Here is a 12,706-nt window from a genome sequence, read left to right on the forward strand (position 1 = left end):
GCGACAAATGCGATCTGGCAAGCCTGACGCGCGCCGGAAGCGCAACGTCAGAGTGGCCAAAAGACGAGGATCGCGGGGATCGACACCGCGACCACGATGATCTCTAGCGGCAGCCCCATGCGCCAATAATCGCCAAAGGAATAGCCGCCGGGGCCAAGGATCAGGGTGTTGTTCTTATGTCCAATCGGCGTGAGGAATGCCGAGGAGGCCGCCACAGCCACCGCCATCAGGAACGGGTCGGGCGACACCCCGAGTGTCTGTGCCATCTGGATGCCCACCGGGGCGGCGACGATGGTTGTCGCCGTATTGTTCAGCACATCCGACAGCGACATGGTCACGACCATCAACACCGTCAGTACGACCCATGCGGGCAGCCCCTCGGTCAGCCCCACCAGCGCGCCCGCAATCAACTCGGTCCCGCCCGAGGTTTCCAGCGCCGCGCCGAGCGGGATCATGGAGCCCAACAGAACGATCACCGGCCATTCGATATGCGTGTAAAGCTCCGATAGCGGCACGATCTTGGCCAGCACATAGCCCACGACCACCAGCCCAAGCGCGATGGGCAAATAGATCAGCCCGAAGGAGGCCGCTGCCACCGCACCTGCGAACATGCCGATGGCAAGCCACGTCTTGCTGTCTTGGGTCACGGCAAGGCCACGGTCGGCCAAGGGCAGTACGCCCAGCCAGTCGGTGACATGGGCCACCGTGTCGCGGGGGACCAACAGCAGCAGAATGTCACCGGGCTTCAATTCGGTCGTGCGCAGCTGCGAGGTGATCTTGCGGCCTTGCCGAGACAGGCCCAGAAGCACCGTGCGCTGGCGCCACGAGAGGCCCACCGCCTGCGCCGTGCGACCGTTGAGGCGCGAGGCTTCGGTCACCACGACCTCGACAATCTCAACCCCGTCGCCATCGGCCAGCAGCAGGTCTTCACGGTCACTGTCCGCCAGCGCGAGGTTCAGCGTGCTGCGAAATTCGTCCAGCCCGTCGGGCGTGGCTTCCAGCACGATTGCGTCCCCGGCCTGCAGCACCACGTTGCGCGCGGTGCCATAGCGCCTCTTACCGTCCCGCATCAGCCCAAGGATCGCCACATCGGCCTTATGTGCTTCTTCCTGTAGCTCTGCCAGACGCTTGCCGATCTGCTTGTTGCCCTCGGGCACGGTCAACTCGGCGATATATTCCGCGATATCCTCAGCTTCGATCATCGCGTCTTCGCGGGCGGGGATCAAACGCCAGCCGATCAAGGCCACGAAGATCAGCCCGGCAATGGCGGCCAAACCGCCCACCGGGGCAAAGTCGAACATCTTGAAAGGCGCCCCCAGCGATTCCTGCCGGATCGACGCGATGATGATGTTGGGCGGTGTGCCAATCAGCGTGGCCATGCCGCCAAGGATGGTGGCAAAGCTCAGCGGCATCAGGCTCAGCCCAGGCGCGCGGCCCGCTTTGCGCGCGGTCTGAATGTCGACCGGCATCAAAAGCGCCAAGGCCGCCACGTTGTTCATAAAGGCCGAGAGCACCCCGCCGACGGCCCCCATGATCGAGATATGCGCGCCCAAGCTGCGCGAACTGTCCACCAGCGTGCGGGTGATCAACATCACCGCGCCCGAACGCACCAGCCCGGCGGAAACCACCAGCACCAGCGCCACGATCAGCGTCGCCGGATGGCCAAAGCCGTCAAAGGCGTTCTCGGTCGGGACCACGCCTAGCACCACCCCGGCCATCAGTGCGCCAAAGGCCACGATGTCATAGCGAAAGCGGCCCCACAGCAGCAGGCCAAAGACCGCGCCAAAGAGGGTAAAGAGAATGATCTGATCTGTGGTCATATATCCGGTCTAACGTGGTTGCCCCAAAGGAGGAAAGCTAAGCACAGGCCGGGTGGCTTGTTCCAGCGGTGATGCTGGCATATAGAGTGGCGCAAACGCATTGCCAGAACGAGGTATTCATGGCCGGTCACTCCAAATGGGCAAACATCCAGCATCGCAAGGGCCGTCAGGACAAGTTGCGCGCCAAGGTGTTTTCCAAACTTTCCAAGGAAATCACCATCGCGGCCAAGATGGGCGACCCCGACCCGGAAAAGAACCCGCGCCTGCGCATGGCCGTGAAAGAGGCCAAGGGCCAGTCCATGCCCAAAGACAACATCGAACGCGCCATCAAGAAAGCGATCGGCGGCGAGGGCGAGGATTACGAGGAAATCCGCTATGAGGGCTATGGCCCGAACGGCGTGGCGGTGATCGTCGAAGCGATGACCGACAACCGCAACCGCACCGCATCGACCGTGCGTTCGACCTTTACCAAGAACGGCGGCAATCTGGGCGAGACAGGCTCGGTCGGCTTTATGTTCGAGCGCAAGGGCGAGGTGATCTACCCCGCGTCCGTGGGCGACGCGGACACCGTGATGATGGCGGCGATTGAGGCCGGGGCCGAAGATGTCGAAAGCTCCGAAGATGGCCACGTCATCTATTGCGCCGACACCGATCTCAACGATGTGTCGACCGCGCTTGAGGCGGAACTGGGCGAGTCGGAATCTACCAAGCTGATCTGGCGTCCGGTCACGACGACAGAGATGGACCTTGAGAACATGGAAAAGCTGATGAAGCTTGTTGATGCGCTTGAGGAAGACGACGATGTGCAGCGCGTCACAACCAATTTCGAAGCCTCCGACGAGGTTATGGCGCAGCTTTAACGCGGGCCTTGCACCAGCGCCTCGCGCGCCGCGGCCCTTATGGCCGCGGTGAGCGGGGCGAGCGCGGGCGCCATGATCCGCGCGACCTGCCAATAGAGCGGCACACCCAGCGGTAGTGCGTCGTCGAGCGAGACGAGGCGGCCCATCTCCATATCTTCAGTCACCAGCGGGGCAGGGTTCATGCCCCAGCCGAGCCCTTCGCGCGCCGCCGTCACAAACCCGTGGCTTGAGGGCAGGTGGTGGCTCGGCGGGGTTAGCCGCTGCCCGGTCTTTTGCATCAGCCAACGCCCCTGCAGTTGATCCTTCCGGTTAAAGGTCAGCATCGGCGCACGCGCCAGTGTCTCAGCAGTTACTCCATCTGCGAACCACCTTTCCACATAGGCGGGGCTTGCCGTCGCGTGATAGCGCAGCGCACCCAAAGCCAGCACATCGCAGCCCGGTGCGGCGCGGGCTTGTCCTGTCACCGCCGCGCTGACCTCTCCCCGGCGGAGCCAATCGGCGGAGGTGTCTTGATCGTCAATCACCAGATCAAACAGCATATCCGGTATCTGCGCCAAGGCCGGGATGAGCCATGTCGCCAGAACATCCGCAGGCACCGCCAGCCGCAGCCGGGGCGGGGACGTGTTGCCGCTGACGCCCAATGCCCGCGCTTCAAGCAGGGCCACGTCTTCGGCGTGTTTCGCCAGCCGCTGGCCCGTCGGCGTGCCTGTACAGGGCTGGCCGCGCAAGACCAGCGTGGTGCCGACCCGATCCTCAAGCGCCTTCACCCGTTGCGAGATGGCGGAGGGGGTGACCCCGAGCGCCGCCGCCGCCGCATCAAAGCTGCCAAGTCGCAGGATGCTCGCCAAAGCGGTCAGTTGGGCGCTGTCTAACTGCATAAGTTTTTCTAATCCAAACGAAGACTATTGAATTTGAGTAATCTGTACCGCCGCGGTAGGCAAAAGCAACCCAAGACAGGACGCCCCAAATGCTGACCTCATTCCTCCCCGGCTTCGCTCTCAGCCTCACTCTCATCATGGCCATCGGCGCGCAGAACGCCTTTGTCCTGCGCCAAGGGCTGCGGCGCGAGCATGTGCTGGTGGTGGTATTGGTCTGCGCCACTTCGGATGCGATTCTGATCACGGCGGGCGTGGCGGGTTTCGGCGCGCTGGCCGAAGCGGCACCGTGGTTCGGGTCACTGATGCGCTACGGCGGCGCGGCCTTCTTGCTGTGGTACGGTTGGCGCAACGCCGTGTCGGCATGGCGCGGCGGTGAGGGGTTGGAGGCCGAAGGGCAGGCCACCCGCAGCTTGGGCAAGGCGGTCCTAACCCTGCTGGCCCTGACCTGGCTGAACCCGCATGTTTATCTTGATACATTGGTGCTGCTTGGCTCGATTTCGGCGCAATATCCCGACCGGATGAGCTTTGGCATCGGCGCAGCGATGGCAAGTTTTGTGTTCTTCTTTGCCCTCGGCTATGGCGCGCGGCTGCTTGCGCCGCTTTTCGCCAAGCCGCGCAGTTGGCAGGTTTTGGACGCCGTCATCGCCATGACCATGTGGGGGATTGCGATCAAATTGCTTGCGATGTGAATAAAAGTGCCGCGTCCATCTTGCCCTTGGCAGCACTTTGGGAAAGGGTCGCGGCATGACACAAAACCCCGCAACCACCCCCGACATCCCCGTTCCCGCCAATCGCCCGCTTGTCGGGGTCTTTTGGATGCTGGTCACAGGGGCGTGTTTCATCGGCGTGACTGCGCTGGTCAAATATATGGGCCCGCGCCTTCCGTCGGCAGAGGCCGCATTCCTGCGCTACGCCATGGGGCTGGTCTTTGTTCTGCCGATCCTGCGGTCGCTTTTGTCGACCCCCGTTAGCAAGCGCCAGTGGGGGCTTTTCGGTCTGCGCGGGTTCTTTCATGCGGGCGGGGTGATCTTGTGGTTCTACGCCATGACCCGCCTGCCGATTGCCGAGGTCACGGCGATGAACTACCTCGCGCCGATCTATGTCACTGTCGGCGCTGCGATTTTTCTGGGCGAAAAGCTCGCGGCACGGCGCATCGTGGCGGTCTGTCTCGGGCTGGCGGGGGCGGCGATCATCCTGCGGCCCGGCTTTCGCGAAGTCTCGACCGGGCATCTGGCGATGCTGCTAGCGGCGGTGGTGTTTGCGGGCTCCTACCTCTTGGCCAAAGTGCTAGCGGATGAAGCACGCCCTGTGATGATCGTCACGATGCTGTCGATCTTCGTCACCATCGGGCTGGCGCCGTTTGCCTTTACCGTTTGGATCACCCCGACCGCGCAGGAGCTGCTGATCCTCGCCGGGGTCGCCTTTTTCGCCACGGCGGGGCATTTCACCATGACGCTGGCATTCGCCGCCGCCCCGGTGACGGTGACGCAACCGGTGACATTCCTGCAATTGGTCTGGGCCACGATCCTCGGCGTGGTGGTCTTTGCCGAACCGGTGGACATCTGGGTGGTGCTGGGCGGAGCCGTGATTTTGGGCTCGGTTACCTTTATCACTTGGCGCGAAGCGATGCTGAAACGGCAGGTCACGCCGCCCGCTCACGCCACGAAATTCTGACGGAGGCGGTGGTCTCTGGTAACTTGATTGACGAGTCAATAAAGATTCCCCTATCCTGAGGCGGTCAACACTGCCCCAAGGACCCGAATCCAATGCCCAAAGTCGGAATGGAACCTATTCGCCGCTCTGCGCTGGTCAAAGCCACCATCGCCGAGATCGGGGAAGCTCAGTCACTGGATGTGACGGTGAGCCAGATCGCCAAGCGGGCAGGCATGTCGAGCGCGCTGGCGCATCACTATTTCGGCGGCAAGAACCAGATCTTCCTCGCCGCGATGCGGCATATCCTGTCGGAATATGCGGCAGGGGTGCGCGAACGGCTGGCCACGGCCCGCACGCCCCACGACCGGGCGGCGGCGATCATCGTCGCGAGTTTCGACGACACCGGCTTTCACCCCGGCACGATCAGCGCGTGGATGACGCTTTACGCCCATGCCCGCACCAATCCCGAAACGCGGCGGCTGCTGACAGCTTATCAAAGCCGTCTGCGCTCGAACCTCACCCATGCGTTGCGCCCGATCAGCCCCCAACCCGAAGGCGACGCCGACACATTAGCGGCGCTGATTGATGGGCTCTATCTGCGTGCCGCGCTGTCGGACGATGTCAGCGCTGCCGAAGCCATGACCCGCGCGCTCTATACCCTCGACCTGCTGCTGAAAGCGGGCCGCTGAACACGGCGGAGAAGGGCGGCATTGCCGCGCTCCGCCTCCTCGAACACTCCGCCCTTCAGGCAAGAAAGTATCTTTGATGTCCTATGATCCCCAGCCCACAGCCAGCCATTTCATCGACGGCGCCTATGTCGAAGACACGAACGGCACGCCGATCCCGGTGATCTATCCCGCCACGGGCGAGACGATCGCCACGCTCTATGCCGCCACGCCTGCGATCGTCGAACAAGCCATCACCTCGGCCCGCAAGGCGCAGGCCGCATGGGCCGCGATGACAGGCATCGAGCGGGGGCGCATCCTGCGCCGCGCCGCCGACATGATCCGCGAGCGCAACCACGACCTGTCGGTGCTGGAGACCTATGACACCGGCAAACCCTATCAGGAAACCTCTGTCGCCGATGCCACCAGCGGGGCCGACGCCTTGGAGTATTTCGGCGGGCTGGCGGGCAGCCTGACGGGCGAGCATATCCAACTGGGCGAAGATTGGGTCTATACCCGCCGCGAGGCGCTTGGCCTCTGCGTGGGCATCGGCGCGTGGAACTACCCCACGCAGATCGCCTGCTGGAAAGCCGCGCCAGCGCTTGCCTGCGGCAATGCGATGATCTTCAAGCCGTCCGAAACAACACCGCTCTGCGCGCTGAAAGTGGCTGAGATACTCATTGAGGCTGGGCTGCCTGCGGGCCTGTTTAACGTGGTGCAGGGCATGGGCGAGGTGGGCCAGTCGCTGGTCACCGATGCCCGCGTCGACAAGGTGTCGCTGACTGGCTCCGTTCCGACGGGCCGCAAGGTCTATGCAGCCGCCGCCGAGGGCATCAAACATGTCACGATGGAATTGGGCGGCAAATCCCCCATGATCGTCTTTGAAGATGCGGATATCGACAACGCCGTGAGCGGCGCGATCTTGGGCAACTTTTATAGCTCCGGCCAGATTTGTTCGAACGGCACGCGGGTCTTTGTGCACCGCGACATCAAGGAGGCGTTTCTTGCGCGTCTGGCCGAGCGGTTGGATAACGCCGTGATCGGCGACCCGATGGACCCCGATACCAGCTTTGGCCCCATGGTCAGCGACCGCCAGATGCAGATCGCGCTGGACTATGTGGCGAAGGGGGAGGCCGAGGGCGCGCGGCTGGTCTATGGCGGCAAACGGATCGAGCGCGACGGTTTCTACATGCAGCCCACCGTCTTCGCGGATGTCAAAGACGACATGGTGATCGCCCGCGAAGAGATTTTCGGCCCCGTCATGGCCGTGCTAGATTTTGAGGATGAGGCCGAGGTCATGGCCCGTGCCAATGCCACAGAATTCGGCCTCGCCGCTGGTGTCTTTACCCAAAACCTGACCCGCGCACACCGCGTGGCCGCCGGGTTTGAGGCGGGGACCTGCTACATCAACACCTATAATGACGCGCCCGTCGAAGCGCCCTTTGGGGGCATGAAAAACTCCGGCGTGGGCCGCGAAAACTCTAAGGCGGCGATCAACCATTATAGCCAGTTGAAGTCGGTCTACGTCCGCATGGGCGATGTCGAAGCGCCGTTCTAAGCAACGGAAAATTAGGCCGCAGCGCATAAAGCCGACACCGTCGGGCGCTGCCCCGCACCCGTGCGGATTTGCGGAAGGTAAGTGGAATGGAAGCTGAATTTGTAATCGTCGGGGCGGGGTCTGCGGGCTGCGCCATGGCCTACCGTCTGGCCGAGGCGGGGCGGAAGGTGATCGTCATCGAACATGGCGGCAGCGACGCGGGGCCGTTTATTCAGATGCCCGCGGCACTTAGCTATCCGATGAACATGCCACGCTATGACTGGGGCTATAAATCCGAGCCTGAGCCGCATTTGAACAACCGCAAGTTGGTCTGCCCGCGTGGCAAGGTGATCGGCGGGTCATCATCGATCAATGGCATGGTCTATGTGCGCGGCCATGCCAAGGATTTCGACCATTGGGAAGAAAGCGGCGCGCAGGGCTGGGGCTATGCCGACGTGTTGCCCTATTACAAACGCATGGAGACGTGGCACGAAAACGGCCATGGCGGCGATGCGGCGTGGCGCGGCACAGACGGCCCGCTGCACGTCAGCCGCGGCCCGCGCGAGAACCCGCTGTTTGACGCTTTCGTACAGGCGGGCTCGCAGGCCGGTTATCAGATGACCGAAGATTACAACGGCGAGAAGCAAGAGGGCTTTGGCCCGATGGAGCAGACGGTCTGGAACGGGCGGCGCTGGTCGGCGGCCAATGCCTACCTGCGGCCTGCACAGAAAACCGGGAATGTGACGCTGATCCGCGCGCTGGCGCAGCGCGTGGTGATCGAAGAGGGCCGCGCCGTGGGGGTCGAGGTCAAGCGCGGCAACCGCACAGAGGTCATCCGTGCGCAGCGCGAGGTGGTGCTGGCCGCGTCATCGATCAACTCGCCGAAACTGCTGATGCTATCAGGGATCGGTCCGGCGGGCCATCTGGCGCAGCACGGCATTAATGTCGTCGCGGACCGTCCCGGCGTTGGGCAGAACCTACAAGACCATTTGGAGCTCTATATTCAGATGGCCTCCAGCCAGCCGATCACGCTCTATAAACATTGGAACTTGCTGTCGAAGGCTGTCATCGGCGCGCAGTGGCTCTTTACCAAGACCGGTATGGGCGCCTCTAATCAGTTTGAATCTGCGGCCTTCATCCGCTCGAAGCCCGGCGTGGAATACCCTGATATTCAATACCATTTCCTGCCCATCGCCGTGCGTTACGACGGGCAGGCGGCAGCGGAGGGGCACGGGTTTCAAGCTCATACAGGGCCAATGCGCTCTAAGTCGCGGGGCGACATCACCCTGCGGTCAGCCGACCCGGCAGATGCGCCGAAAATCCGCTTTAACTACATGTCGCATCCCGACGATTGGGAGGAGTTCCGCACCTGCATCCGCCTCACACGTGAGATTTTCGCGCAGGAGGCTTTCAAGCCTTTCGTCAAACATGAGATCCAACCCGGCGACGCGCTGCAATCGGATGCGGAGCTTGACAGTTTCATCGCCGAACATGCGGAAAGCGCCTATCATCCCTGTGGCACCTGCCGCATGGGCGCGGCCGACGATCCGAACGCCGTGGTCGATCCGCAGGCGCGGGTGATTGGGGTTGAAGGGCTGCGGGTGGCCGACAGTTCGATCTTTCCGCGCATCACCAATGGCAACCTTAACGCGCCCTCGATCATGGTGGGGGAAAAGGTTTCGGACCTGCTTTTGGGCCGCGATCCGCTGCCTCGGGCGAATGACGAACCTTGGCTGCATCCCAATTGGCAGGTGGCGCAGCGCTGATCATTAACCTGTCTTAATCTCCTCCCTTGAAGCTGGTGGGGCAGGGCGTCATACCTGCCCCATGTTAAAGATTTGTTCACTTTTCGCCCTCAGTCTCACGCTGAGTTTCGCAGCAGTATCGGCTGGGGCGCAGACCGTGTCGGGTGTGGTGCGCGTGATTGATGGGGATACCTTCGATCTTGGCGGCACGCGCATCCGCTTGCACGGAATCGACGCGCTTGAGGCAAGCCAGACCTGCGAAACCGATGACGGGCAGGCTTGGGCCTGCGGTGATTGGACGACGAGAGAGGTGCGCGACAGATACCAAGGGGTCGAAGCGCGCTGTGAAGCGCTGGACCGCGACCGATATGATCGCATCGTCGCCCGCTGCCAAGTCGGCGGTGTCGACGTGGGGCAGGCGCTTGTGCAAGAGGGGCTGGCCTTTGCCTATCGGAAATATTCGATGGACTATGACCTGGAGGAAAAAGCAGCCTTTGTCGCAGGGCGTGGCATTCATGGGTTCAAAACCGTCTCTCCGGCCCGCTACCGCGTGACCCGCCGCAGCGGTTCAGAACCGGCCCGGCCTGAGGGGAGCTGCCAGATCAAGGGCAATATCAGCGCCAAGGGGGTCAAGATTTACCATATGCCGGGCCAGGATTTCTATAGCCGCACCCGCATCAGCATCCGCAACGGGGAGCGTTGGTTCTGTTCCGAAGCAGAAGCCCGCGGTGCTGGCTGGCGGCGGGCGCTGCGCTGATCACTCCACCCGGTAGGGCAGGGTGTCGCGCAGATGCGGGTCGACGACCAACTGCCGTTCCAGTGGCGGGACGGAGCGTTGGTGGCAATCCCGTCGCTCGCAAATGCGGCAGGAAATGCCAATTGGTTCAAAGGCATCGCTGCGGGTGACATCCAGCCCATCGGCATAGACGAGTGCCGCCGCATGGCGCACCTCGCATCCCAGCGAGATCGCATAACGCCGCACCGGCGCGCCAAACCGCCCCGCCGGCTTCGAAATGTCCCGCGCCAGACTGATATAGCGCACCCCGTCCGGCGTTTCGGCCAATTGGCGCAAGAACCTTCCCGGCGTTTCAAACGCGCGGTGGACATTCCAAAGCGGACAGGCCCCGCCAAAACGCGCGAATTGCAACCGGGTGGCAGAATGGCGCTTTGTGATCGTGCCCGCCTGATCGACCCGCACAAAGAAAAAGGGCACCCCCTTTGCGCCGGGCCGCTGGAGCGTCGAAAGCCTGTGCGCAACCTGCTCAATCGAGGCGCCGAAACGCCCGGCCAGCACCTCCAGATCATGGCGGCAGTCCTGCGCCTTTTGCAGGAATCGCCCATAAGGCAGCAGCGCCGCCCCAGCAAAGTAATTGGCCAACCCGATCTTGGCGATATCCCGGGCGGCGGCGCTGTGGAACCGGGCAAGATCAAGCGTTGCCTCGAGCAGCGCGTCCTGCTGGGTCAGCGCCACTTGGAGCAACATTTGAAAGGTCTGCGTCTCAGGGGCTGCACGGGCCGACAGATGCAGCGTTTTGCGCGCGGAATCATAGGCGCGCAGGCGGTCGTCATCCTCAAAGATCACGGTCACGCCAGCGCGTTCAAGCGCGGTTGCCGCGGTCGCCCGCGTATCGTTACCGCTGCCGGCGCGGGTGGCGAAATGCTCTGCCGCGCGGTCGACGGCATCAATGTAATTGTCGCAATAGTGAAAGAAATCCCGCACCTCCTCCCAAGGGGAGGGCATCGCCCGAGCGTCCTCGCGGCCCAAGGCTTCGTCCAGCGAGGCCAGTCGTTCATGCACCTGCCGGTAGCTTTGGTGCAGGGCGAGAAACGCATGGGCCAGACCCGGCGCGTTGGAGGCGGTGAGGCGCAGATCGGCCACCGGGGGTGTCTTTCCGGCGAAGATCGGATCGGCCAGCGCCTCGCGCAGATCGCTCACCAATCGCTCTCCATCTCCGCTGGAAAGCTCGGTCACGTCGAGCCTGAACTCCGACGCCAGTGCCAGCACCACATTGGTACTGACGGGCCGGTTGTTGTTCTCCATTTGGTTGAGATAGGGCAAGGAGACGCCAAGCCGGGCGGCGAAGTCTTTCTGCGTCAGCCCCGCACGGGTGCGGGTCTCTCGCAGTTTCACACCGGCATAGAGTTTCTGGATCGCCATCCGCGCACCTTTGCAAATTTGCATTTCGCGGCAGCGTAGCTTTGCAAACCCCCGCTCGCAAGCCCGAGGCGGGGGTACTGCTAGGTTAAAGCCCCAAGGCTTTCTCGCGCCGGATCACCACCCAGATGGAGGCGACCGAGGCGATGGCGGTCAGCAGCATCAACCACAATAGCGGATAGGCCCCCGTCTCTGGCGTGAGAAGGGCCCCGGCCAGCGCGCTCAGCGCCGCGCCACCGACGATCATAATCGCCCCGCCAAGCCCAGAGGCCGTGCCCGCCAGATGCGGGCGCACCGACAGCATCCCGGCCGTGGCGTTGGGAATGCACAGACCATTGCCCAGCCCCACCAGCGTCATCAGCCCGAAGAAGCTGAGCGGGGAGCCGTATCCCGCAAGGAAAATCAACAGCGAAACCGTGCCGCCCACGGCATTTGAGATGCAGCCCCAGAGCACCAGCGTATTGACGCCAAAGCGGGTCGCGGTGCGCGCGGTGATGAAGTTGCCGATGAAATAACCAATCGCGGGCGCGCCGAAATATAGGCCCAGCACCGCAGGCTCCATCCCAAAAACCACGGTGCCGACGAAAGGCGCGCCGCCAAGATAGGCAAAGAAAGCGCCCGAGCAGAAGCCCGTCGCAAGCGCATAGCCCCAAAACCGCGGCGAGCGGAGCAGTTCAGGGTATTCGCCGAACTGCTGGCCCAGCGATTTGCCACTGGCGCGGGCTGTTTCGCCCAAATCCGCCCAAGCCACCCAGAACACTAGCCCGCCGAGGATCAGCATCGCCCAAAATGACGCCTGCCAGCCAAACCCCTGCTCCAACAAGCCGCCCAAAGCCGGGCTGATCATCGGCACCAGCGCCATGCCCATGGTGACATAGCCGATCATGGAGGCCGATTCGTCTTGGGTATAAAGGTCGCGGATCACCGCACGGCTCAGCACCATCCCCGTGGCGATCACGGCCTGCGCCATACGAAAGACGAGGAACACGGCAATGTTCGGGGCCAGCAAGCAGCCGACTGTGGCGGCAAGGAACAGGCCCAGCCCCCAAAGCATCACGCGCCGCCGCCCGAGGTTGTCGGATATCGGCCCAATGAAGATTTGCAGTATGCCACTGAAGAACAGATAAAGCGGCACCGAAAGCTGAATCACCGCGTAATCCGTGCCAAAATGCTCTGCCATCTTCGGCAGGCTGGGCAGAAAGATGTTCATCACCATGGCCGAAAGCCCGGCCAGCAGGATCAGCGTTGAAATATGGGGCGGGGTCGTCCGATCTAGATACCGGACTTTGGGGATATCGCTCATGCAAATGCAAGTAGTCGGGGGCATGGGAAATGTCCATGTTAACTAGATTGTTTTGCAACTTTTCATTTTGCTTAAGTTCGCCTGTATTGA

General features: G+C 62.6%; 11 protein-coding genes. 7 read left to right on the plus strand and 4 right to left on the minus strand.

The window, feature by feature from the left end; genetic code table 11:
* Positions 1-47 precede the first annotated feature (47 nt).
* Positions 48-1,820 (minus strand): SLC13 family permease, encoded by a 1,773-nt coding sequence (locus tag T8A63_RS04695; RefSeq protein ID WP_322345117.1) that lies wholly within the window; start codon positions 1,818-1,820, stop codon positions 48-50.
* Positions 1,821-1,939: 119 nt separating this feature from the next.
* Here T8A63_RS04695 and T8A63_RS04700 point away from each other — a divergent pair, with 119 nt between their 5' ends.
* A complete protein-coding gene (locus tag T8A63_RS04700) occupies positions 1,940-2,680 on the plus strand; it encodes a YebC/PmpR family DNA-binding transcriptional regulator (RefSeq protein ID WP_243262536.1) in 741 nt (246 codons plus the stop codon).
* On the opposite strand, the gene T8A63_RS04705 is transcribed toward T8A63_RS04700, so the two are convergent.
* A complete protein-coding gene (locus T8A63_RS04705) occupies positions 2,677-3,558 on the minus strand; it encodes a LysR family transcriptional regulator ArgP (RefSeq protein WP_322345118.1) in 882 nt (293 codons plus the stop codon). The two genes, T8A63_RS04700 and T8A63_RS04705, sit on opposite strands and share 4 nt — an antisense overlap.
* A gap of 89 nt (positions 3,559-3,647) precedes the next feature.
* Between T8A63_RS04705 and T8A63_RS04710 the strand changes: the two genes are divergently transcribed.
* From T8A63_RS04710 to T8A63_RS04735, 6 genes are all read left to right on the plus strand, one after another.
* Positions 3,648-4,247, plus strand: coding sequence for a LysE/ArgO family amino acid transporter (locus tag T8A63_RS04710; RefSeq protein ID WP_322345119.1), 600 nt, complete (start codon positions 3,648-3,650; stop codon positions 4,245-4,247).
* Between the two features lie 55 nt (positions 4,248-4,302).
* The gene (locus T8A63_RS04715; protein WP_322345120.1) at positions 4,303-5,232 is read left to right on the plus strand and encodes a DMT family transporter; all 930 of its coding nucleotides are present in this window, start codon (positions 4,303-4,305) and stop codon (positions 5,230-5,232) included.
* Positions 5,233-5,324: 92 nt separating this feature from the next.
* Positions 5,325-5,900 carry a choline-responsive transcriptional repressor BetI gene (gene betI, locus T8A63_RS04720; RefSeq protein ID WP_120351550.1) on the plus strand — a complete coding sequence of 192 codons (576 nt, stop codon included), beginning with the start codon at positions 5,325-5,327 and terminating at the stop codon, positions 5,898-5,900.
* Positions 5,901-5,976: 76 nt separating this feature from the next.
* The gene (betB, locus tag T8A63_RS04725; protein ID WP_322345121.1) at positions 5,977-7,434 is read left to right on the plus strand and encodes a betaine-aldehyde dehydrogenase; all 1,458 of its coding nucleotides are present in this window, start codon (positions 5,977-5,979) and stop codon (positions 7,432-7,434) included.
* Positions 7,435-7,520: 86 nt separating this feature from the next.
* Positions 7,521-9,179: a choline dehydrogenase gene (gene betA, locus T8A63_RS04730; RefSeq protein ID WP_322345122.1), complete on the plus strand. Its 1,659-nt coding sequence runs from the start codon at positions 7,521-7,523 to the stop codon at positions 9,177-9,179.
* A gap of 61 nt (positions 9,180-9,240) precedes the next feature.
* Positions 9,241-9,915 carry a thermonuclease family protein gene (locus tag T8A63_RS04735; protein ID WP_322345123.1) on the plus strand — a complete coding sequence of 225 codons (675 nt, stop codon included), beginning with the start codon at positions 9,241-9,243 and terminating at the stop codon, positions 9,913-9,915.
* On the opposite strand, the gene T8A63_RS04740 is transcribed toward T8A63_RS04735, so the two are convergent.
* Positions 9,916-11,316 (minus strand): helix-turn-helix domain-containing protein, encoded by a 1,401-nt coding sequence (locus T8A63_RS04740; RefSeq protein WP_322345124.1) that lies wholly within the window; start codon positions 11,314-11,316, stop codon positions 9,916-9,918. It abuts the gene before it with no gap.
* Between the two features lie 85 nt (positions 11,317-11,401).
* A complete protein-coding gene (locus tag T8A63_RS04745) occupies positions 11,402-12,616 on the minus strand; it encodes a multidrug effflux MFS transporter (RefSeq protein ID WP_067935149.1) in 1,215 nt (404 codons plus the stop codon).
* Positions 12,617-12,706 lie beyond the last annotated feature (90 nt).

It is taken from the genome of Sulfitobacter sp. OXR-159 (genome assembly GCF_034377145.1).
Taxonomy (GTDB): domain Bacteria; phylum Pseudomonadota; class Alphaproteobacteria; order Rhodobacterales; family Rhodobacteraceae; genus Sulfitobacter.

Bases quoted from the DNA above. Each gene is read 5' to 3' on its own strand.
- T8A63_RS04715 (WP_322345120.1), top strand. From the start codon at position 4,303: ATGACACAAAACCCCGCAACCACCCCCGACATCCCCGTTCCCGCCAAT.
- T8A63_RS04735 (WP_322345123.1), top strand. From the start codon at position 9,241: ATGTTAAAGATTTGTTCACTTTTCGCCCTCAGTCTCACGCTGAGTTTC.
- T8A63_RS04740 (WP_322345124.1), bottom strand. From the start codon at position 11,316: ATGGCGATCCAGAAACTCTATGCCGGTGTGAAACTGCGAGAGACCCGC.
- T8A63_RS04710 (WP_322345119.1), top strand. From the start codon at position 3,648: ATGCTGACCTCATTCCTCCCCGGCTTCGCTCTCAGCCTCACTCTCATC.
- T8A63_RS04745 (WP_067935149.1), bottom strand. From the start codon at position 12,616: ATGAGCGATATCCCCAAAGTCCGGTATCTAGATCGGACGACCCCGCCC.
- betB (WP_322345121.1), top strand. From the start codon at position 5,977: ATGTCCTATGATCCCCAGCCCACAGCCAGCCATTTCATCGACGGCGCC.
- betI (WP_120351550.1), top strand. From the start codon at position 5,325: ATGCCCAAAGTCGGAATGGAACCTATTCGCCGCTCTGCGCTGGTCAAA.
- betA (WP_322345122.1), top strand. From the start codon at position 7,521: ATGGAAGCTGAATTTGTAATCGTCGGGGCGGGGTCTGCGGGCTGCGCC.
- T8A63_RS04695 (WP_322345117.1), bottom strand. From the start codon at position 1,820: ATGACCACAGATCAGATCATTCTCTTTACCCTCTTTGGCGCGGTCTTT.
- T8A63_RS04700 (WP_243262536.1), top strand. From the start codon at position 1,940: ATGGCCGGTCACTCCAAATGGGCAAACATCCAGCATCGCAAGGGCCGT.
- T8A63_RS04705 (WP_322345118.1), bottom strand. From the start codon at position 3,558: ATGCAGTTAGACAGCGCCCAACTGACCGCTTTGGCGAGCATCCTGCGA.